The following is a 22,939-nucleotide window of genomic DNA, read 5'->3' as shown; positions in this document are numbered from 1 at the left end:
AGAGGACACTATAATGAAAAGTATTCCTATTGATGAAATTAAACCAGGAATGATTCTGGCGGAAAGAATTGTCAGCCCAAGAGGTCAGGTACTTGCCGAGGCTGATACGCCAGTTACTGCGCAGCAATTACTTCATTTTACTTATTATGGCATTTCTCAACTGTTCATTCAGGATGAAGAGGATGCTATTAATAAATATGATTTTGATGCGCCAGATGAGTTCATTGGTGAGACTCAATCTTGGAGAATTCAAAATAGCGAAGAATTTCATGAATTCAAGCGTGCATACAATAAATGCACCAGTGAATTAGAAAAAATAATAGATGATTTTGTGACGAAACAGACACCGTTAAATGATGATGAATTGATTAATGATCTTAAGTCTGTTTTTGACAAGCATTCAACAGGTCTTGGAATAATGGCAATGATGCTGAATATTCAAGAGATTGATGCATCCACATTTAGACATTCAGTAAACGTGGCTATAATTTCAAGGGTTTGTGGACTGTGGCTTGGAATCAAAGATGAAAATGAATTAGATGTATTGACAATGTGTGGTTTGTACCATGACATTGGCAAGGCTATGATTCCACAAGAAATCCTTACAAAAGCTGGTAAGTTAACAGGAGAGGAGTTTGGTCGAATGGCTGAGCATCCTTTACTGGGTTACAATATGTTGGTTGGAGAACCGATGGACAGGCGAATTAAGTTAGCGGCGCTGCAGCATCATGAGCGTAATGATGGAACAGGGTATCCATATGGTTTGTCCAAAGATTTTATTAATGATTTTTCCAAAATAGTTGCAATTACAGATGTTTATGATGCAATGACAGCTGATAGATGTTACAGAGCTGGCATTTGTCCTTTTGAGGTAATTGCGCAATTTCAAAGGCAAGATAAATCTAAATATGATCAAAGAGTACTCCAGGTGTTCTTGGAAAATATAGCAGATGCCTATATAGGCACAGGCGTACTTTTATCAGATAATTCCAGAGGGATTATAGCAATGATACAGGAAAATGCATTGTCTAGCCCTTTGGTAAAGCTAGATGATGGCAGCTTTGTTGATTTGAGAGAAAGAACAGACCTGTATATTCGAGCCTGCATTTAAAACTAAATATTATAGAATAGTTGGTCATTTGTCTCTTTCGACATCCTTAAAACGGACAAAATACTTTTTAATTTGTTTCAAAAGGTGTAGAATCTTATCGAAAGAGGACATATGACCTTTTTTAATTGTGCGATACAGTATATATTTATGCTGTTATTGTAAATAAACAATAAACAAAGTTATAAGAGAAGGAGAAATCTATGAAAAAGAAGTTATTATCAGTACTTCTATGCGCTGCTATGGCAGTATCAATGATCGCTTGTGGCAGCTCATCAAGCGATTCAGCTAGCAACTCAGGTTCAGAATCAACTGGCACAACAACATCTGAGGGAGAGGATAACTCAGAAATCAAGATTGGTCTTGTAACAGACGTTGGTGGTGTTAATGACCAGTCATTCAACCAGTCAGCTTGGAAGGGACTTCAGAAGGCTCAGCAGGATTTCGGGGTTACAGTTAACTACCTTGAGTCAGCTACAGACGCTGATTACAATGCAAACATCGAAAGTTTCATCGATGAAGACTATGACTTAATTATTTGTGTAGGTTACATGCTCGCAGACGCTACAAGAGAGGCTGCAGAGGCTAACCCAGACGTTAAATTTGCTATTATTGATGACTCAACAAATGCAGATCTTGACAATGTAACATGCCTTACATTCAAGGCTGAGCAGTCATCTTACCTTGTTGGTTATGTAGCAGGTCTTACAACACAGAAGAACAACGTAGGTCTTGTTCTTGGTATGGCTTCAGAGACAATGCACGGATTTGGTTACGGTTATGTAGCAGGTGTTCTTGATGCTAACCCAGATTGCAAGGTTCAGCAGATCAATGCTAACACATTCTCTGATTCAGCAGTTGGTAAGACATCAGCTAACACAATGATTACAAACGGCGCTGACATCATCTTCCAGGCAGCTGGTGCTACTGGTATCGGTGTTATCGAGGCTTGTAACGAAGCAGGCGATGGCGTATACGCTATCGGTGTTGACCAGGATCAGGCTTACCTTGCTCCAGATTCAGTTCTTACATCAGCTATGAAGTCAGTTGACGTTTCAGTTTATGACACAGTTTCTAACTTATTAGATGGCACAATCGAAGGTGGAAACAAGGTATATGATCTTGCAGCAGGCGGTGTTGATATCGCTCCTACACAGGACCTTCTTTCAGATGATGTTAAGGCAGCAGTTGAAGAAGTTAAGACAAAGATCATTAGCGGAGAAATCGTTGTTCCTGCAACACAGGAAGAGTTCGAAGCACAGTATGGCGATGTTTACGAATTAGACTAATCTTTATACACACAATTTAAATATTAAGTGACAAAGGCCACTATACTAGAATACCGAATCAGGGCTTCCTGGTTCGGTATTCTTAATCAAGGAGGAGAAATCATGATTAGACCGATTTCTAATGAAAGAGTTGAAAAGACTCGTGAAGAAATTTTAGATATTATTAAGAGTGCAACTCTTACACATGAACAAAAGGTTACATGTCTTGCAAACAAGGCAGATTCCTTATTGGAAGTTCTAGACGAAGTTCCTGGACTTGATGAGCTATTGAATTGTCCTCAGGAGGACAGATGCATTTGTGATTTAAGTGAGGGACATGCTCCACTTAGACCTAGATATATTGCACCAGATTATCAGAAGCTCATGAAGGAAGGCTGCAAGTATTTGAATTTGGAACCTCCTACAGATTTATATGAAGCATTAAACACTCTTTTAATCTTCTATAAACATGTGCCTAGTGTCACAAACTATCCAGTATATTTAGGACAGCTTGATGATTTATTGGAGCCATTCATCGACACTGTTGATGAAGCTACAGCTGCAAAGTTAATCAAGCTATTCTTATTAAATGTAGACAGAACAGTTTTGGATTCATTTGCGCATGCAGATATTGGACCAAAACCATCAAAGACAGCACATTATATTTTTGAGGCGGAGAAGGTTTTAGAGGATGCAGTTCCAAACCTTTCACTTAAATACGAAGAGGGCGTTAGCTCAGATGAATATTTAAAAGAAGCTGTAGAATGTGCTCTTGTGTCTGCTAAGCCAAGCTTTGCAAATCACAAGATGTTTGCTAAGGAATTCAAGGGCAATAATTACGTTATCGCAAGCTGCTACAATGGTTTAAATTTAGGTGGCGGTTCATATACACTTTGCCGTTTGATTCTTGGTAACATAGCAAAACGTTCTTCATCAATCGAAGATTTCAAAGAAAAACAGTTGCCATATGTTATGGACGTAATGGCAAAATATATGGATGCCAGAATAAAATTCGAGGTAGAGGAAAGTGGCTTCTTTGAGAACAATTTCCTTGCACGAGAAGGCTTTATTCAGCGTGAGAAATTCACTGCAATGTTTGGCTTAGTTGGCATGGCTGATGCTGTTAACTACTTTATGGGAAAGGCTGGTAAAACTGGTCGTTATGGTAGTGACGAAGAAGCAAATCAGTTGGGCGTTGAAATTATGGAGATTATTGATAAATTCAATCAGTCTCATACTAATAAATATTGCGAAGGTACAGATGGCCATTTCTTACTTCATGCACAGGTAGGTTTGGCAGAGGATATAGGTGTTACACCTGGTACACGTATTCCAATTGGAGAAGAACCAGAGGAGCTTATAGACCAGCTTAATGTACTTTCAAAGTTCCATAAGTATTTCCCATCTGGAACAGGAGACATATTCCCTATTGACGTAACTGTTCACAGAAATCCAGAGTATGTAATGGATATTATAAAAGGAGCATTTGTAAAAGATCTTCGTTACATGTCTTTCTATTCAAGTAACAGTGATGTTATCAGAGTAACAGGTTATCTTGTTAAGCGTTCTGAAATGGAAAAGCTTGATGCAGGAAACAATGTTATTCAAGATACTACTGCTCTTGGACTTGGGGCTGCGAAGAATGGCCATATCTTAGAAAGAAAGGTTAGATAAAATGCAGGGGATTGTTACAAAAATAATTCCTTTTAGTTCGGTTGATGGACCGGGAAACCGAACGGCTATCTTTTTACAAGGCTGCAATATTAATTGCAAATATTGCCACAATCCAGAAACAAGAAAACAGTGTATTAACTGTGGCGTGTGTGTAGAGCACTGTCCTGAAAAGGCACTTTCCTTTGAAGAAGGGAAGGTGTCTTTTGATGCGTCTAAATGTATTTCTTGTGATACTTGTATAAAGGTTTGTCCAAACGACAGTACACCAAAGAGCAAATATATGACTGCAGAAGAGGTAATGTCAGTTGTTAAAAAACAAATTCCTTTTATTAGGGGCATTACAGTATCTGGCGGTGAATGTATGCTCCAACCGGATTTTATAAAAGAATTATTTATATTAGCGAAAAAAGAAAATCTTGGGACATTAATTGACAGTAATGGTACAATAGATTTTAGAGAGTATCCTGAGTTACTTGCAGTCTCCGACGGAGTGATGCTTGATATCAAGGCTTTCTTTAATGAAGACCACAGAAACGTCACTGGTGCGGATAATTATAAAATACTTGAAAATGCACAGTATTTAGGAGAAAATAGTAAATTGTGTGAAGTGCGGGCTGTGATAGCTCCGGACTTATACGATCCTATTAAAAACCTTAAAGCTATGGGAGAATTTCTAATCCCATTATATAGAATAAATCCATTTCGCATTAAAATCATAGCTTATAGACCAATGGGAGTGAGAAAAGAATATTCTAGCATGAGAGTGCCTACCAAAGAAGAGCTAGAAAAATTAAAGAATATTCTTTCGGATATGGGTTTTGAGGAAATAATAATCATCTAAATCTAAATCAAGGGAGGTACAAAGATTGGAAAAGATGAGCCACATGGATCCAAACACTGTAGTTGTCGAAATGAAAGAAATCGTTAAACGATTTGGCAACTTTACAGCTAATGATCACATCAACTTGAAGGTGCATAAGGGTGAGGTACATGCCATCTTAGGCGAAAACGGTGCCGGAAAAAGTACACTTATGAATGTTCTTTACGGCCTTTACAAGCCTACAGAGGGAACAATAGCAATTAACGGAAAAGTAACTGACATTCACAGTCCTAAGCATGCAATTGAGCTTGGAATTGGTATGGTACACCAGCATTTCATGTTGATTCAGCCATTTACAGTTACAGAAAATATTATCTTGGGAGTTGAGCCTCGCAAGGGTATTGTTGTAGATAAAAAGCTTGCAAGAAAAAAGGTTCTTGAAATTTCTGAGAAATATGGAATGGCAGTTGATCCAGATGCCAAAATCGAAGATATTTCAGTTGGTATGCAGCAGAGAGTAGAAATCCTCAAGGTTTTATACAGAGGTGCAGATACTCTTATTCTCGATGAGCCAACGGCCTCTCTTACTCCTCAGGAGATTGATGAGCTTATGGAAATCATCAGAAATCTTACAGCTGATGGAAAGAGCATTATTCTTATTACTCATAAGCTTAAAGAAATCAAGGCTTGTGCAGATAATTGTACTATTATTCGTTTAGGTAAATATATTGATACTGTTAAGGTTGGAGAGGTTACAGAGAATGATCTCGCAGCCATGATGGTAGGTAGAAATGTAAACTTTAAGGTTGAGAAGAAAGAGCAGGAGCCTGGAAAGGTAGCGCTTTCTGTAAAGAATCTTAAAGCAAAGGATTACCGTGGTGTAGATATCCTTAAGGGACTTAGCCTTGATGTTCACGAAGGCGAAATCGTAGGTTTGGCCGGTGTTGATGGAAACGGACAGACTGAGTTAGTAGAGATCCTTACAGGACTTAAAAAGGCTGAGAGTGGAGATATCACTATTAATGAAGTAGATATCTTCAACAAAACACCAAAGGATACATTTAATGCAGGTGTTTCTTCAATCCCAGCTGATAGACAAAAGCATGGATTGGTTCTTGATTTTTCTGTAGCGGACAACCTTATTTTACAGCATTTCAATGAGGCTCCTTATTCAAAGAAGGGCTTCCTTGATAAAAAGGCAATTGCTGACAATGCAGAAGAGCTTATTGAAAAGTTTGATATCAGACCACCACATTGCGAAAACCGTCCAGCAAAGACTCTTTCAGGTGGTAATCAGCAAAAGGTTATCATCGCTCGTGAGGTTAAAAATGATAAGCAGTTACTTATTGCCGTTAACCCAACACGTGGTCTTGATGTAGGTGCGATTGAGTTCGTACATAAATATATTGTTGAGCAGAGAAACAAAGGTAGAGCAGTTCTTCTTGTTTCATTCGAGCTTGATGAAATTATGAGCTTGTCAGATCGTATCGAAGTTATATTTGATGGTCAAATTACAGGAAGCGTTTCAGGTAAAGATGCTAATGAAAAAGAGCTGGGCTTCTTGATGGCAGGAGGTAAGAACCATGAATAAGAAAACCAGTATTTTACATAGCAATTTCCTTTATACAGTAATTGCAATTATTATCGGATTTTTAATTGGTGCTATTTTCCTTGTAATAGCAGGGGTTAGCCCAATGGAGGCTTACGCAAAGATTATCGACAGTGTAATCAGCAAGCCAAAGAATATTATGACAACACTTGCATACGCCAGCCCAGTAATGCTTACAGGTCTTTCTGTAGCATTCTCATTCCGTACTGGTGTATTCAATATCGGTGCTGAAGGACAGTTTGTTGTTGGAACACTTGCAGCTACTATTGTTGGTATTTTTGTAGATGTTCCAGCTATTATCCACATTCCTCTTTGTATTATTGCAGCAGCTGCTGCTGGAGCTTTCTGGTCACTTGTTTGTGGTGTAATGAAGGTAAAGCGTGGTATTCACGAAGTTCTTTCCTTCATCATGTTCAACTGGATCGCATATTACCTTTCAAACTACATGGTAAACACTACCTTCTTAAAGAGAGAGGGTGGCGGTGAGGCTACAAAGGATTTATTAGAGTCAGCTAGAATTGAAAGTGGCGATTTTAACTATGCTATTGTTATAGCAGTTATACTTGCAGTAATTACTTGGATTGTTATTGAAAAGACAACACTTGGTTATAAGCTTAAGGCTGTTGGTTTCAACAAGTTCTCTGCTGAGTATGCAGGTATTGACTCAGGAAAGTCTATCCTTACAGCCCTTGCAATTTCTGGCGCTTTAGCTGGTATTGGTGGTGCTGTTCAGGTAATGGGTATGGGCGGACGTCTTGCTCAGTTTGCTAGCCAGGAAGGATACGGTTTCGAAGGAATCACAGTTGCACTTATTGGTTCATCTAATCCACTTGGTGTTATTTTTGCAGGTATTTTCTACGGTGCAATGAAGTACGGCGGAACAAAGCTTACAATGGTTCATGCCCCTTCAGAAATTATCAATATTATCATGGGTTGCGTAGTTATCTTTATTGCTATTGCTCATGTTTTCAAGGCACTATTCTTAAGCATTGGTAAAAAGAAGGAGGCATAGTGATGGATACAATTATTTCGAATTTAGGATTATTAATAAATGCAGCATTGATTGCTACACCTCCACTTTTATTTGCAGCTCTTGGCTCATGTTTCTCTGAGCGTTGTGGTGTTGTAAATATCGGTATCGAGGGTATGATGACAATCGGTGCAGTTACAGGTGCTATTACAGCGCTTACTACTGGAAATGGTTTACTTGCATTCTTGTGCGGTGGATTGGCCGGAGCCTTATTTGGACTTATCCATGCTATAGTTTGTGTTTCTTTACATGCAGACCAGACAATCGCTGGTACAGCAATTAACTTTATTGGACCTGGTATTGCAGTATTCCTCTGCAGAATTCTTTACAATTCTTCAGATACACCTGCAATCGATTCATCAGCAAAGCTTCCAAAAATCTTCAACGGAATTTTTGAAACAGGTAGCTTTGGTAGCAATGTTCTTAATGTATATTCAATGGCATACCTAGTATTCGTTGTTGCATGGGTTTGCTGGTTCGTATTCTATAAGACAAAGTTTGGTGCTCATTTAAGAGCGTGCGGCGAGCATCCAGAGGCTTGCGAGTCACTTGGTATTGATGTATACAAAGTTCGTTACATTTGCGTTATCCTTTCAGGATTTTTAGCAGGTTTAGGCGGAGCTTTTGTTACACTTGCAACTGTTTCACAGTTCAGACCTACAGTTATCGTTGGACAAGGTTTCATTGCTATTGCAGCAGTTATCTTTGGTAAGTTCTCTCCAGAGGGCGCTTTAAAGGGATGTTTAATCTTTGGTGTATGTAATGGTATCAAGGCGCTTGTTGGTCAGGGAAACTATGTATCACCAAATATTATTTCAATGATTCCTTATGTGGTTACAATCATTGCTCTTATTGCATTTGTTGGACGAGCTAATGCACCAGCAGCAAATGGTAAGCCATACATCAAATCTCGTTAGGAGGCTTACTTAATGGTTACCTATGAAGAATTAATACAAATGGCATTAGAAGCACGCAAGTTTGCTTATACACCATATTCAAAGCACAAGGTTGGTGCTGCACTTCTTACAAAAGACGGCAAGGTTTATACTGGCTGTAATGTGGAAAATGCTGGATATACACCAAGCAATTGTGCAGAACGTACAGCTATTTTTAAGGCTGTAAGTGAGGGGTATAAAGAGTTTTCAGCAATCGCAGTTGTTGGAGGCTTTGATTCTACAGAAAAGTTACCTATCTGTGCGCCTTGTGGTGTTTGCAGACAGGTTTTGATGGAATTTTGTGATCCTAAAACCTTCGATGTTATTTTAGGCACGGATGTTCCAGGCGAGGAAAAGGTCATGAAGCTAGAGGAATTACTTCCTCTAGGCTTTGGCCCATCAAATTTAGAGGTTTAGTTTTTACTTAAAGGAGAAGTGGCACAATGTCCCATTCAATTGAGCAGATGCCTAAAATAGAACTACACTGTCATTTGGACGGTTCATTGGATTTGGCAAATACAAGAGAGCTCTTAGCTGAGCGCGGAGAAGAATATGATATCAAGAGACTTGCACATTTAATGCAGGTTGATGATGATTGCCGAAGTTTGGCAGATTATTTAGAGAGATTTACATTGCCTAATCATTGCTTGCAGGATGCAGAGGGGCTCAAATCCTCAGCATATTGGCTAGCTAGAAATGCTGCTTCTGAGAATGTTAAATATTTAGAGGTTAGATTTGCACCTGCCTTTTCTATGGGGCAGGGCTTATCAACTAATCAGATAATCGAATCTGTTGAGGCAGGTTTGGCAAAGGCTAGAGCGGAATTTGACATTGAAACTGGCATTATAGTTTGCATGATGCGAGGATTTGTAGATGATGAGAATAATCTAAAAATGGTTCGCGCTGCTCGCGAGATGCTTGGCAGCGGAGTTGTTGCCTGTGATATTGCAGGTGATGAGGACGCTCATCCAATGGCATTGCAGACTGAATTATTTAATGAAGTTAAAAGGCTTGGAATGCCTTATACAATTCACGCAGGTGAAACTGGTAATATTCAAAATGTTCGCGATGCCATCGCCCTTGGAACTAAAAGATTAGGTCACGGTATTGCTATGGCAAATGATGTGGACCTTATGAATTATTGCAGCTCCCACAAAATAGGTGTTGAGCTTTGCCCAACCAGCAATATTCAGACAAGAGCCTATGATGATATTAAGGATTGTCCTATTTCTATTTTTATGGAAAGAGGTATTCCTGTATCACTAAATACAGATAACAGAACTGTTAGTAATACAAATCTCACGAAAGAATTTAATAAAGTTGTGGATGCTTTTGGTTTTGACGAAGAGCAACTAAGGACAATTTATATTAATTCCGTTGAGATGAGTTTTGCTTCAGATGAGGTTAAAAATAATCTAATAAATAAGTGGAGATAATATGTCATTAGAAGAGAACTTTAGTCGAATAATGGAATTACAAAATAGCTTGCCTAAGAAGCAATCAGATACCCTAAACAAGCTGTTGAGTAACGCACCACGATGGGTTCTTGAATCTACACAGGTTGTCACCAAAAAGAAAAATACTATTTTCGTGGAGGAAAATACGCCGGCGGACACTGTTTATATTTTAGTAGACGGCACTGTCAGAGCAATCGATTACCGCATACGAGGAGTTGTCTACGATTACATGTGGTTTCACGCTATAAAGGTTTTCGGCTCCATGGAAATATTCTTCGAAATTCCCCTTTACATGACCACATTAAAAACTGTTACGGATTGCACTATGTTAGTGATGTCCAGAGCAAGCTTTGATAGATGGATTTGGGATGATAAAAATGCTCTTCGAATGGAAGTAGCTAGAATAGGAGATTACCTTTTGGAGGAAAGTAGAAACGAGAGAGTGATACTTTTTCTTCAGGGAGTAGATCGAATCATTTATCTTCTTACCAAGAATTATGAGGCTGATGACCCTAAGGACGAGTATATAGTTGGAATTAGTCGTCAGGAATTAGCCGAACGAAGCGGCTTCTCTATTAAAACCGTCAATCGAGCAGTACAGAAGCTGCAGGAAGATGGCTTTATTGGCAGAAAAGGACGACGAATAGTAATCTCCAAGGAACAATACGTACAGATGAAGGATTACCTTACACCAATAGTCGCTAACGAGTGGGAAAAGCGCTAAGCAGGTGAGAAAAAATAAATGTTAGAACATTAAGTAAAATAAAATATACAGCAAATAAAAAGATGACCAAGTTGTAGTTCACAAGCTCTTAGGTTACTCAAGTGAGACATTTTAGTCGAACGGAGTAACACTAAGGCTTGTGAGCGTAACAGCTTGGTCATCTTTGAATTTAGTTTTTAGGTTTCGATGTACGTAGAAGAGCTTACAGTGGAAATGTTTTCCATGTAATTAAGTGAATAACCACCACCTAAGTTACCTAAATTGTTGATGGCATTGTTATTATTAGAGGATGTGTAGTCGCCATTTTTCCACTTATTGAATTTATCCTCTACTGCATCGTAGGTATCTTTAGAAATATCAGGTAATTCTTTACCCCAGGTTCCTGTAGCTTTTTCAAAGCCTTTTTTGAAAGCATCTAATAGTAAATCCGCCTTAGATGTATCGCCGCCAGAAAGAGCAATAGCGAAATCTACGATTCTATCAGAAGTTTTGTTTACACCCCAATATCCGTCTTCAGAAATATCTTCCTGAGCTTTCTTAACTGTTTCTTCATCTGCTGTGAATTTGCCCTCAGCAAGGAATTTCCACATATTATCCTGTGTTGCAATTGCAAATGTGCTTCCCTGCCCAGAAATGGATTTCATAACTATGTCCATAAGATTGTTAATCATCTTTTCCTGGTCAGCTTTTAGCTGCTGAATTAAAGCATTACGATCAGTCTTTTTGTAATTATCAGTGCCAAGGGTTTTGTCATTAGAAGATTTTTCATAAACTGCAGCGGCATCAGAAAATTTAGAAGCATTAACTTCTTCCTTTGATGCGCTGAATTCAAGAGATTCAGTTACAGAACCATCAGGGTTCGTAGTTTTAGTGTAAGTGCCAGCGATATTAGAAGAAACGCTGCTATAAGTACTAACATCCATATTATAACCTCCTTGTTACTGTGGCCAAATATAACAACCATACGGAAATCCTTTTCCTGTCTTTTTTATCGGTTTCTTAATGAGAAAAAATAACCTTTTGGATTGTATTTATTTTAATACAAAAAACTTGTAAAAGTGTGGCTACTTTGTTAAAATTTATAAAGATTGAATACAAAATACATTAGTGTGCAAAATACATGGAAATACAATGGATAATTTAGAAGTAAAAGCATTAGCAAAAATTAATATTGGATTAGATGTTACAGGGATTCGTGAGGATGGATATCATGAAGTAAAAATGATTATGCAGACTGTTAATCTCTTTGACATTATCAAGATTAAAAAGACTTCAGATGGTAGTATATCTATGACTACCAATCTCAAATTTCTTACAGTTGGAGATGATAATCTGTGCATCAAAGCAGCAAAGCTGCTTAAAGAAGAATTCCAGCTAAAAGAAGGTGTTAGCATTGAGCTTGAAAAGCATATTCCGGTTGCAGCAGGAATGGCTGGCGGTTCTACAGACGCAGCAGCTATTCTTTTTGGAATGAACAAAATGTTCAATCTTCAACTTAGTCGTAAGGCACTTATGGAACGAGGCGTAAAGCTAGGTGCAGATGTTCCGTATTGTTTGATGAGAGGAACAGCTCTTGCAGAAGGCATAGGGGAGATTCTTACACCGATAGATCCGATGGTGAAATGCCCAGTGCTCATTGCAAAGCCAGGCATATCGGTATCTACTAAGCAAGTATATGAGGCTTTGGACTCATGCTTTGATAAAGTGGTTCATCCGGATATTGACGGCCTTATTTCAGATATTAAGGCAAAGGATATTCAGGCAATATGTTCTCATATGGGAAATGTGCTTGAGGATGTTACTATACCGATGCATCCAATTATTGCAGATATCAAAAAGAACATGATGGATAATGGAGCAATTGGTGCCATGATGAGTGGTAGTGGTCCTACAGTGTTTGGATTTTTCCCAGATAACAAAACTGCTAGGGCAGCTAAGGAGGCTCTTACACAGACCAAAATGGTCAAACAGCTTTATTTAACGACTCTATACAATAATAGGAAATAACCTAGAAAAGGAGAGTATATAATGACAGAAAATCTTACACTTCAAATGGATGATTATTTACCACTTAGAGACGTGGTATTTAACACCCTTCGCGAGGCAATTTTGAAGGGTGAGCTTAAGCCAGGAGAGAGACTTATGGAAATGCACCTGGCAAACAAATTAGGGGTTAGCCGTACTCCAATCAGAGAGGCTATTAGAATGCTTGAGCAGGAGGGACTTGCAGTTACAATTCCTCGTAAGGGGGCTCAGGTTGCAAAAATGACAGAGAAGGATTTGCAGGATGTGCTAGAGGTTAGAGATGCTCTTGATGCTTTGGCAGTGACTTGTGCCTGTGAACGTATGACTGATGGTCAGTTTGTAGAATTAAAAGAAGCAATGAAAGCTTTTGAGGATGCTACTAAATCTGACGATGTTCGCAGAATAGTTGAAGCAGACGAGGCATTCCATGATGTGATTTATGCTGCAGCTGCCAATCCAAAGCTAGAGAATATTATTAATTCAGCTAGGGAGCAGATGTATCGTTATCGCTATGAATATGTAAAGAATCCTTCAGTTTATCAGCAGCTGATTGCTGAGCATAAAACTATAATCGAAGGCTTTGCTAGACGTGATGCAGAATACTTAAAGGATGTTATGCACACACATCTTTCAAACCAGATTAATGCTGTTCGAGAAGTAATTAGAGAACAAGTATAGATAGGAATTATAATGGCAGGAAATTCATGTAAAATCACACTCCGTTCAATACAAAAAATGGGTGGTGATAAAGAGGTGTCAGAGGAAAGCTATCTAGGTTCTTTTATGGACCGTGGTGGCAAAAAATATCTGACCTATCGCCGAACTACTGAGGATGGAGTGATAGAGTGCCTTATGGCATTTGATCGTAAGTCCTTTTCGATGACACAAAAGGGAGCGCTTAATTCTAAAATCGAATTGGTGCCGGGGAAAAAGACTCTTAACAAATACACAACACCATTAGGTAATCTTTCATTAGAAATTTTTACCCGACATTATCAGGTAATAGAAGAGGGAAATAATATTGCAATTGGCATTGAATATGACATTGTAACTGGCGCAGATGCAATACAGACATCAATGGAAATCAATGTTAAAAATATGTAAAGCTTTTTATAAAGCAAGAGGAGGAAAAAAATGGGTTTTATTAAAGCATTCGCAGGTGCAATTTCAGGAACATTTGCAGATCAGTGGATAGACGTGATTATGCCAGCAGACGCACCACCAACAGCCGGTGTTATACCAGCAGTTCAGAAAGGAAAGAACGCAGGCAGAGGCTCCAACACACATGGTTCAGAGGGAATCATTACAAATGGAAGTAAAATTATGGTTCCAGATGGCTATGCTCTTGTAACATTACAGGATAATGCTGTTACTGGTTTCATTTCTGAAGTAGGTGGCTATATTTTTAATACTGAGGATCTTAATGCACAGTCAATTTTCACAGGCGGTGGATTGATTGACGGCATTATTAAGCAGGCATTTGAACGCTTTAAATATGGTGGAATTCCTGGCTCAAGACAGGCCGCTGTTTATATTAATCTCAAAGAGATTCCTAATAATAAATTTGGTACACAGTCAGAGATATACTGGGATGATATGTACATTAATGCTCAGGTAGGAGCTATGGCTAGAGGTTCATATAGCCTTAAAATCGTAGATCCTATTACATTTTTAAAGGGATTCGTACCAGTTTCATACATTACATCAGGCAGAATATTTGATTTTGCTGATATGGATAATGATGCTTCAGAGCAGCTCTTTACAGAGGTTGTAGCTTCACTTGGTGCAGCATTCTCAGCATATTCAAATGATCCAGCTCGTGGTAATCGTATGGCAAAGATTCAGGGAGACCAGCTTGGCTTTGCTAAGACTCTTTCTGATGTAGTAGAGGAAAACTATCAGTGGAAATCAGATAGAGGTCTTGAAATCGCAAAAGTTGCCATTGCTTCTATTGAATATGATGAGGATAGCAAGGCATTACTTTCAGATGTTAAAAAGGCAGATGCTCTTTCAGGCGCAAGAGGCAATTCATTCATGCAGCAGGCTGTTGCACGTGGAATGCAAGCTGCTGGTGAAAATGGTGGAGGTGCCATGGGCATGGGCTTCATGGGTATGGGCATGAATATGGCAGGCTCTGGTATTGCAGGCTTACAGCAGCCAGTAAATGGACAGCCACAGATGATGGCAGGACAGGCAGCTGCTCCAGCTGAGGACCCAGTTACAAAGCTTAAACAAATGAAGGAATTGTTGGATGCAGGTGTAATCTCTCAGGAAGAATTTGATGCTGCAAAGGCAAAATTCTTAGGCTAAGGGAGATTTGTTATGTCAGATATAAATATAATTGACACTGCCGCTGGGGCTAAGGTTGGACAAACCAAATGCCCTAAGTGTGGTGCAACTGATATTAGCCTAAAGGAAAGCACTGGCGAGCTTAGATGTAATTTCTGCCGCTACGTGTTCAAGCCGGATGTTTTGGACGATATGAAATCAGGCGTTGGCGATTTATCAGGACAGCAAATAGGTAGCGGTGCGGTGGACATTGACAATTCTGCAGACACTACTGTTACCTTGAAATGTACCAGCTGTGGAGCCGAGGTAGTTGTGGATTTAAATGAAACTACACAGGCTCGCTGTCATTGGTGCCGTAATATGCTTTCTATTAATACAAAGGTACCAAATGGTGCAGTTCCAGATGTCATTCTTCCTTTTAAAATGAAAAGAGAAGAAGCTAGAGCTCGCATAGAACAGTTTGTTGGGAAAAGGCAGTTTTACGCAAACAAGAGATTTAAGTCAGAGTTTACTACAGAAAATATTATGGGAGTATATTTCCCATATATGCTTGTTGATATGAAAGGTCATGCCTCATTTACTGGTGTAGGTGAGCGCGAGGTTCGTAGATTCGAAAGAACTAGAGGACACGGAGACAAGGAGCACAAAGAAACAGTTTATGTAGTTGAAAAATACAGCGTAAATCGTGAGTGCGATGTGGAGATAGATGACTTGACTGTAGAGTCTAGCTCTAGACGTGCAGGTGCATCTACAGAGCATGAGACAAACAATATCATTAATGCAATATTACCCTTCGATACAGAAAATTGCGTGAAATACGATTCCAATTATTTAAAGGGATATACTTCTGAAAAGCGTGATGTAAACAAGGGTGATTTGCAGAATATAGTTGATAATCAAGAACATGAGGCTATTAAATTTGCTTTAAATGACAGCGTTCATAATTATGACCGTGGTGTTGAGTGGCAGCAGTCTAATGTTACCAAGGATGGCGAAAAATGGTTGGCTGCATATTTGCCAGTATGGCTTTACTCATACATAGAGAATCCAGGACCACATCAATTGATTCACTATGTTGCTGTTAATGCCAGAACAGCGGAAACTATAGGCAGTGTTCCTGTCAACAAAAGTAGAATTGCTTTAATGACTGGAGTTGTTTGGTTCGTAGCGTGGTTCTTAACATTAGTTATGTTTTTGGTAACATCTGATGAACCACTTGGTTCCCAGCGACCTCTTTATGCTATAGTTATAGCTACTTTGATAGCAATTGTATTTGGGCGAACAACCTATATGAAATACAGAAATACAGATGCTAGACATCGTTTCGAACGAGAAACAAAGATTAATATTAAAAATGTGGAATCCCACGATGTATTTCTTAATAAGTTTGAGACTGAGAATTCAGTATTTAATTTAGCAAACAATTTCAAGGTAGATATTCTTAAATTAGACAGATAATAAAATGACTGAGGTTTTTAGCCTCAGTCATTTTTAAATTTATTCTGTTGCCATGTTTTTAAGCAATGTCATAAGATCGCGAATAGGTGGAAGTAATAATACTACAATAGTAACAGCTGCTTCTGCAAAAATATAAATAGCATTGTAAGCTAATGAGTAAGCAAATGGATTCCAACCATCCCAAGCCCATTCGCCAAAGAAAATCCAACCAGAGATTACTGAAAATACATAACGTCCCAATACAGCAACAATATATCCCTTAATAAATGCATGCTTTGAATTTGAGAAGAAGCCTGATAATCCAAGGGCACCAAATGCAAGAACATAATCTACGATAACCTGTGCAGGAAATAGAATATAAGGATCAACAATCAGATTCAAAAGACCATATGCAACGCCTGAAACGATTCCGATTGCTGGGCCAAACCATAGACCTGGAAGGCATGCAACTAACATTGAAAAAGCTGTTATAGAACCACCAGTAGGGAATTTGAATACCTTGATATTTGAAAGAACAAAGGCAAGAGCAATTGAAACTGCACAAAATGCAAGTCTCTTTGCAGTAAATTTAACATTTTTGAATTCTTTTAAAGATGCGTGATTAATCATGAAAAAAATCTCCCTTCATACATATATATGCTAGGAGATCATATCAAATGCTTCCTTACGCTGGTATTATCCAGTTCAAGTGATAAGGGTCGGTGTACACCTCTCAGCAATAATGCGCCCCTAGCTAATTATTAAATTCGTAAATAAGATAGCACAATAAGTTTTTTGTTTCAATAATAAATTACATCTAAATTCAAGCCATGATGTTATAAAAATGAACCAAATTGCGCTACATGTGGGTAATAAGTTAGCAGAAAACGTTATAGAGAAATTATAACACTATAATATAACAGTGCATGAAAACGCACCAAAACAGGGCACTCTGTTACCGAAAACACAAAATTTCCAAAATTAGTTCACAATTTAGCGTTATATAATCGGTTATATATACACATTTACTCTGTAATATAACACTAACACATTTACAGGGGGTGTGATTATGGGTAGAGGAAATATTTCAAACAAAGACATTCTTAGATGCGCTGGAAAGGCATTAGTATCTAGCACAAAGAAAATGGTTGCACGTAACCGTATGTTATATCGTGCGACTGCACTTCTCGTGGCATTCGCTACAGTATTCACAATGGGATTTGGTTCTCCTGTACTTTATGCAGAGAACACAGTTGGAGAGCGTTATATAACTGCAATAGGCAGTATTGATGAAGAAGTTGCTGTACAGCACTTGGCATTTGGCGCTTCTGAATCTGATATCGTATTCCCAGACTCAATTAATGCTACAGTTGAAACTTATAAGGAAGTATTAATTGAAGAAGAGGTTCTTGAGGAAGAAACTCTTGAGGAGGAGATGATTGAGGAAACAGTAGAGGTTGAATCAGACGCTCCTACAATAGAAGAAGTAGTTGAATCAGAAGAGAATCCTGAGAATGAAGAAGTTGAGGAAGTACTCGTACCAGAATCAGACCAGGAAGTAGTAGAAGAAAACGTTGATGGTGAGACAACAGAGGCTACTGAGGAAACAGTTGTTGAGGAAGTAACAGAGACGACCGAGACTACAGAAGCAGCTGAACCTACAGTAGATTCAACAGAGTCTACACCTGTAGAATCAGCACCAGCAGCAGAGTCTACACCAGCAGCAGAGTCAGCTGCACCTTCAGAGGATAACGGAAGTGATCCTGTTGCATTTGTAGTAGATTTATTATTCCCAGCAATGGTTGCACAGGCAGCAGAGGACGAGCAGGCTGAAGAATCAGCACCAGCAGCAGAAGAGTCTACATCCACAGCTGAGCCTACATACAGAGTAGAGACAGTTTCGACTTCTACAGAAATTACACTTTCAGGGATTTCATGGACAATCGATGCTGAGAGAAGCACATCAGCAACATTTGATTCATCTATCGAAGGCGCGAAGTACGTATACGTACCAAGCATTCCTGGAGAATACAAGGTAAATACAAACCTTCCTACAATCACAGTTATTATTGGCACTGCAGAGCTTTCTCCTGAGTTCGAGCAGAGCGTAGTAGTTGACGGTGTACTTATTACAGTAAAGGCTGATGCAGGTGTATTCCCTGAGGGAGCACAGCTTTCAGCATCAAGAGCTTCTGAAGAAGTAGCAGAAATAGCAGAGAATGCAGTTGACGAATTAGAAGAAGAAACAAACGTAATTACATCATACGTATTTGATATTTCGGTATTGGATCAATCTGGAAACGAAATCCAGCCTGATACAAGCAAGGGTCAGGTTATAGTTTCATTTTCAGTGGAATCTGTAGCAGACGAAGAGACAACAGCAGAAGTTTACCACATCCCTGATATTAACAATGCAAGCGAAGTAGTAGAAAAACTTGAGACAAAGGAAAACGGACTTACCGCAGAGGCTGAGACAACAAGCTTCTCTCCATATGTTTTAAGATTAACAGGTATAGGTGGAATCGTAGATATTGGAAATAATGGTTATCCATATGGAAAGAGATCTACAGGAAATAGCATTACATTCGTAGTAGATATTGAAAATGCTTCAGCAGGTACATATCAGTGGTACGTTTCAGATAATGGAACAACTAATTACACAGCTGTAGCAGGTGCTAGTGGTGATATTACATCAGAGACTACAATAATTGAGACTACATTTACAACAAATCAGACTAATAACAGACTAGAAGATGGAAAATGGTATAAGGTCAGATTTAACAATAACGAAGAATGTGAAACAATTCCTGTTCAGGCGTTCTACAATAATGATAGTAAGGCTGAAAGATATTATGTTTCTAATGGACAGATGGCATATGCAATCATAGATGATTTCACTTTTGACGTAATTGGAAAATATCAAGGCAGATGGGTGAAGAGAACTAGTTATGATGGATATTGGAATTGGTATACATCTAGTTCAGCTAATCCAAATCCTATTACAATTGATGATGTAACCCCAGAACATGAAAATGCGTCAATAAAGGACAATAGAAGTTATTTCCTAGAAAATGATTACGATGGAAGCCAGGATAATAGCACTACATCAGGTGCCCATGCACTATTCTTCCAGACAACAATAAATGATTCAGAGCATGCATTTGGATACAGCTGTGATGTTATGATTCAGAGCAATGACGATGCTCCTTGCATGGGCGTTTTTTCACAAGGAAAACTCAAGCAGATTCAGTTAGTAGATGCGCCAGCAATTAATGAGCATACTGACCCTAATAGTGCAGCTTTAGTAGTTAGAACAGATGTTGATGGCGATTTCCCTTCTAAATACTATATTGGTTATTGGTGCGGTAGACAGATTTTTGAATATGCAACAAGGTCAAATGGTAATGCATACGGTACTGCATACAACTCATCTGTATGCACATTTGATGCCGCAGGACATGGAACTATGATTTCAGGAGCAGATTCGGGTATATCAGTTTCTTGGAATGAATTATCAGCAGGCGCAACAATTAATTATGCATTTAACCTTGGTACAGTAGCACAGACTGGTGCTGTAACAGGTAAAGTTGATTATGAGAAAGAGCAGGTAAAGGTAGATAAGGCCAATACTACATATACAGTTACAGTAATTAACGAAGATGGTAGCGAAGGCAGAAAATATGACATCATTTCAGATAATGAAAAAGGTATTCCTTTAAGTGGAACAGACAACACAGGCAATCCTTACGATTTCTGCGGAGAGAAAATTGAAATTACAGAATATGGCTCAAATAATCAGCCAGCAGTACTTGATATTCAGCCAAGACCATTAGCAGAGGATGCAGACACAGATGGAACAGATGATACTTCAGATGCTAGAAGACCTGTAGAAGTTGGTGAAGATAATATTGTTACTACAGAAACTACTATTACACTTAATATCGACCCATCGTATACAGGAAGAATGCTTCAGGAATATCGTGTTTACGATACAACTGGAACAAACCCAATTTCTGGATGGGTAAAGCCAGCTACAAATGGCAAGGTTACATTTACAGGATTAACTCCAGATACAGATTATGTTATTAAGGCAAGAGTACCTGCAAACGTTAATACACCAGCATCAGCTGTTACATCAGGCGTTCATGCTAGAACAAAGGGTTCAGTAACATACACATTACCTGCAGCAAATGACACTATGTCATACAATGCAGGAACAAATACATATCAGCTTACATATGATGGAATAGCAAGAAAACTTCAGATTACAGCAGAACCATCAGATGCAATTGTATCTTATAGTTTAGATGAGAATACTGAGTATTCAAGCAATGTACCAGCACTTGTAAACGCAGGTGAGTACACAGTATATTTCAAGGCAACAAAGGAAAACTTTAGAACAGCATACGGTAGCTTCAATGTACAGATTGGTAAGCAGGCATCAGAGTCATATATGGTTTATGCAGATGAGCCATTAAAGATTAATGCAGCAGCAACACAGAATGGCCAGGCTATATTAACATCTCAGATTGAAGGTCTTAGAGCAGATGATACTGTAGCATTATTAAATGATGGATATAATCTTCCATACTCAGAAGAGTTTGACAACATTATTACTGACATTACTGTAAATAGCGACACTGTTTATTACTCTGTAAATGACAGTGCAGCAGGAACAACAGGCTATATTTATTTAGTAGTTGAAAACGACAATTACTCTGAGTACATTTTGGTAGTACCAGTAGTAACTGTTGAGGATTATGAAGTAACAGTTCCAACAGTAGAGGATACAACAATTACATATGATGGTCAGGACCATGAATTCCCTGTAACAGTTGATGTTGAGAATGCAGTAATCACCTATAGTGTTGGTTCTGATGATGAGTACACAGAGAAAACTCCTGTATTTACAGAGGAAGGCGAATATGAGGTATTCTACAAGGTTGAAAAGAATGGAGTAGTTTACGAAGAAGGTAGCTTTATAGTTACAATCAAGGCTCAGGATCCAATCGAAGTAGTAGAGCCAGTAGAAGAAACAGCAGAAGCTGTATACGATGGTGAGGAGCACAGCTTCCCAGTTATCATCGAGGATAAGGATGCAGTAGTTAAATACAGTGACACTGAGGATGGAGTATATACAGAAGAGGCTCCTAAATTCAAAGAAGTTGGTGAGTACACAGTATTCTACTTAGTAGAAAAAAACGGCAAAGAAATTCAGCATTCAAATTATGCTGTAAGGATTGTAAACCCTATACAGTCTTCATCTAGCCGTAAGCACTATGGACCAGCAGCACCTCAGACAACAGAAGCAGCACCTCAGGCATCTGGATTTATTACAGAGGCACCAGCAGAGGTAGTAGAAAATGCAACAAATGCACAGACAACTGCACTTGCTGATATGATTGAAACAGAAGGTATTGGTCTTGGAAACATTATCGACCGTGGAGACATCTGGGGCAATATGTCAGATAATACTAAGCAGAAATTATTAGATAAGCTTAACGAAACAGGCGGTGAAATTATTCAGGCAGATGACCTTGAAAATATGGATGCAGTTACTGTAAAGGATACTCCAGTAGCATTCGTAATTGGCGAAGGTTCAGTTATTGTAAAGCTTGAGTACAAGGGCGATACATCTACTACAAATGCAAGTCTTGCAGATGCAACAGCAGTAGCAAACTCTATCCTTACAGCAGAGCAGCGTGCAGCAGTTGCAGCAGGAAGCATTCTTGAAATCAAGGTTGAGGTAACACCACTCGACAAGAAAGCTGTACCAGAAGCAGATAGAAAGGTCATCGATGACGGAGCAAATTCTTATAAAGAAGAATTACCAGACCTTACAATGGCAGACTATCTTGACATAAGTATGTTCTTTAGAATTGACGAGGAGGATTGGAACAGAATTACAGATACAGACCCTATCGATATCGTAATTGATATTCCACAGAATTACTTAGGATTATCAGATGATTACTACATCATGAGAGCTCATCAGGGCGCAAGCACATTACTTAGTGATATAGATGAAGATCCTAATACAATTACTATTTCAACAGGTCAGTTCTCTACATATGCGCTTATGTACAATCAGCCACAGGCAGTAGGCACAACATTAGAAATAGGTCATGTTTGCCACGTTCATTGGATGATTCTTGTAGTAGCAGTAGTAGGAGTTGCTGGAATATATGTAGGACGTAGAAGACGTCGCGTAGTATATGCAATTGACCTTGCAGATTCTGCAGCAATGATTATTCTCTCAGGACTTGGTACATGCTACCTTGACTTTGCAGCACTGATTATCGGAGTTGCAGCACTAGCTGTAATGACTCATCAGTCAAAAGAAACTGCAGAGCAGAGAAACAAATAGTCTCCCCGAAAAATTTATATATTACCCCCCTTGGCAGGTGCCTCCCTTTATGGGAGGTACCTGCATTTTGTATATATTAATTATAAAAAATGGTAAACGCACCAAAACAGAGGTGGTGTTACTGAACTCACAAACATTACATAATTAATTCATGATATATATATACATATAAATATAATATTTCACATTTGCACTC

At 38.7% G+C, this 22,939-nt stretch carries 18 protein-coding genes and 1 riboswitch; of the genes, 16 read left to right on the top strand and 2 right to left on the bottom strand.

Annotated features, from left to right (window positions below):
- Window positions 1–13 precede the first annotated feature (13 nt).
- The 10 genes from E7276_RS12115 to E7276_RS12070 all read left to right on the top strand — a co-directional run bounded on the left by E7276_RS12115 (window position 14) and on the right by E7276_RS12070 (window position 10,625).
- Window positions 14–1,111 (top strand): HD-GYP domain-containing protein, encoded by a 1,098-nt coding sequence (locus E7276_RS12115; RefSeq protein ID WP_294217997.1) that lies wholly within the window; start codon window positions 14–16, stop codon window positions 1,109–1,111.
- A 200-nt stretch (window positions 1,112–1,311) separates the two neighbouring features.
- Window positions 1,312–2,397 (top strand): BMP family lipoprotein, encoded by a 1,086-nt coding sequence (locus tag E7276_RS12110; RefSeq protein WP_294217994.1) that lies wholly within the window; start codon window positions 1,312–1,314, stop codon window positions 2,395–2,397.
- A gap of 102 nt (window positions 2,398–2,499) precedes the next feature.
- Window positions 2,500–4,050 (top strand): YjjI family glycine radical enzyme, encoded by a 1,551-nt coding sequence (locus E7276_RS12105; RefSeq protein WP_294217991.1) that lies wholly within the window; start codon window positions 2,500–2,502, stop codon window positions 4,048–4,050.
- Between the two features lies 1 nt (window position 4,051).
- Complete coding sequence (locus E7276_RS12100; RefSeq protein ID WP_294217988.1) at window positions 4,052–4,891, top strand: YjjW family glycine radical enzyme activase; 840 nt, start codon at window positions 4,052–4,054, stop codon at window positions 4,889–4,891.
- Window positions 4,892–4,925: 34 nt separating this feature from the next.
- Window positions 4,926–6,461 carry an ABC transporter ATP-binding protein gene (locus tag E7276_RS12095; protein ID WP_330599002.1) on the top strand — a complete coding sequence of 512 codons (1,536 nt, stop codon included), beginning with the start codon at window positions 4,926–4,928 and terminating at the stop codon, window positions 6,459–6,461.
- A complete protein-coding gene (locus tag E7276_RS12090) occupies window positions 6,454–7,491 on the top strand; it encodes an ABC transporter permease (RefSeq protein ID WP_294217985.1) in 1,038 nt (345 codons plus the stop codon). Before E7276_RS12095 ends, E7276_RS12090 begins: the two co-directional genes overlap by 8 nt.
- Window positions 7,492–7,493: 2 nt before the next feature.
- A complete protein-coding gene (locus E7276_RS12085) occupies window positions 7,494–8,426 on the top strand; it encodes an ABC transporter permease (RefSeq protein WP_294217982.1) in 933 nt (310 codons plus the stop codon).
- Window positions 8,427–8,438: 12 nt separating this feature from the next.
- On the top strand, window positions 8,439–8,861 hold the full coding sequence (locus E7276_RS12080) for a cytidine deaminase (RefSeq protein ID WP_294217979.1): 423 nt from the start codon (window positions 8,439–8,441) through the stop codon (window positions 8,859–8,861).
- 26 nt (window positions 8,862–8,887) lie between these two features.
- Entirely contained in the window at window positions 8,888–9,880 is a 993-nt protein-coding gene (add, locus tag E7276_RS12075) for an adenosine deaminase (RefSeq protein WP_294217977.1), read from the top strand.
- A gap of 1 nt (window position 9,881) precedes the next feature.
- Entirely contained in the window at window positions 9,882–10,625 is a 744-nt protein-coding gene (locus E7276_RS12070) for a Crp/Fnr family transcriptional regulator (RefSeq protein WP_294217974.1), read from the top strand.
- Between the two features lie 176 nt (window positions 10,626–10,801).
- Here E7276_RS12070 and E7276_RS12065 read toward each other — a convergent pair whose 3' ends face one another.
- On the bottom strand, window positions 10,802–11,548 hold the full coding sequence (locus tag E7276_RS12065) for a hypothetical protein (protein ID WP_294217971.1): 747 nt from the start codon (window positions 11,546–11,548) through the stop codon (window positions 10,802–10,804).
- Window positions 11,549–11,756: 208 nt separating this feature from the next.
- Between E7276_RS12065 and ispE the strand changes: the two genes are divergently transcribed.
- From ispE to E7276_RS12040, 5 genes are read left to right on the top strand one after another with little or no spacing between them, the layout of a single operon-like run.
- Entirely contained in the window at window positions 11,757–12,632 is an 876-nt protein-coding gene (gene ispE, locus E7276_RS12060) for a 4-(cytidine 5'-diphospho)-2-C-methyl-D-erythritol kinase (protein ID WP_294217968.1), read from the top strand.
- Window positions 12,633–12,653: 21 nt separating this feature from the next.
- Window positions 12,654–13,328: a GntR family transcriptional regulator gene (locus E7276_RS12055; RefSeq protein ID WP_294217965.1), complete on the top strand. Its 675-nt coding sequence runs from the start codon at window positions 12,654–12,656 to the stop codon at window positions 13,326–13,328.
- A 12-nt stretch (window positions 13,329–13,340) separates the two neighbouring features.
- Entirely contained in the window at window positions 13,341–13,754 is a 414-nt protein-coding gene (locus tag E7276_RS12050; protein WP_294217962.1) for a DUF1934 domain-containing protein, read from the top strand.
- A gap of 30 nt (window positions 13,755–13,784) precedes the next feature.
- Window positions 13,785–14,960, top strand: a complete 1,176-nt coding sequence (locus E7276_RS12045) for an SPFH domain-containing protein (RefSeq protein WP_294217959.1) — start codon at window positions 13,785–13,787, stop codon at window positions 14,958–14,960.
- Between the two features lie 12 nt (window positions 14,961–14,972).
- Entirely contained in the window at window positions 14,973–16,397 is a 1,425-nt protein-coding gene (locus E7276_RS12040) for a TFIIB-type zinc ribbon-containing protein (RefSeq protein ID WP_294217958.1), read from the top strand.
- 39 nt (window positions 16,398–16,436) lie between these two features.
- Here the strand turns inward: E7276_RS12040 and thiT are convergent, their stop codons facing one another.
- The gene (thiT, locus tag E7276_RS12035) at window positions 16,437–17,006 is read right to left on the bottom strand and encodes an energy-coupled thiamine transporter ThiT (protein WP_294217955.1); all 570 of its coding nucleotides are present in this window, start codon (window positions 17,004–17,006) and stop codon (window positions 16,437–16,439) included.
- Between the two features lie 35 nt (window positions 17,007–17,041).
- Window positions 17,042–17,138, bottom strand: a riboswitch (TPP riboswitch).
- Window positions 17,139–17,445: 307 nt separating this feature from the next.
- Here thiT and E7276_RS12030 point away from each other — a divergent pair.
- The gene (locus E7276_RS12030; RefSeq protein WP_294217952.1) at window positions 17,446–22,743 is read left to right on the top strand and encodes a hypothetical protein; all 5,298 of its coding nucleotides are present in this window, start codon (window positions 17,446–17,448) and stop codon (window positions 22,741–22,743) included.
- The last annotated feature ends 196 nt before the right edge of the window (window positions 22,744–22,939 follow it).

Origin of the sequence: Pseudobutyrivibrio sp., assembly GCF_015057185.1 — a bacterium.
Taxonomy (GTDB): Bacteria; Bacillota; Clostridia; order Lachnospirales; family Lachnospiraceae; genus Pseudobutyrivibrio.
This window is presented reverse-complemented; position numbering and strand designations above follow the sequence as displayed.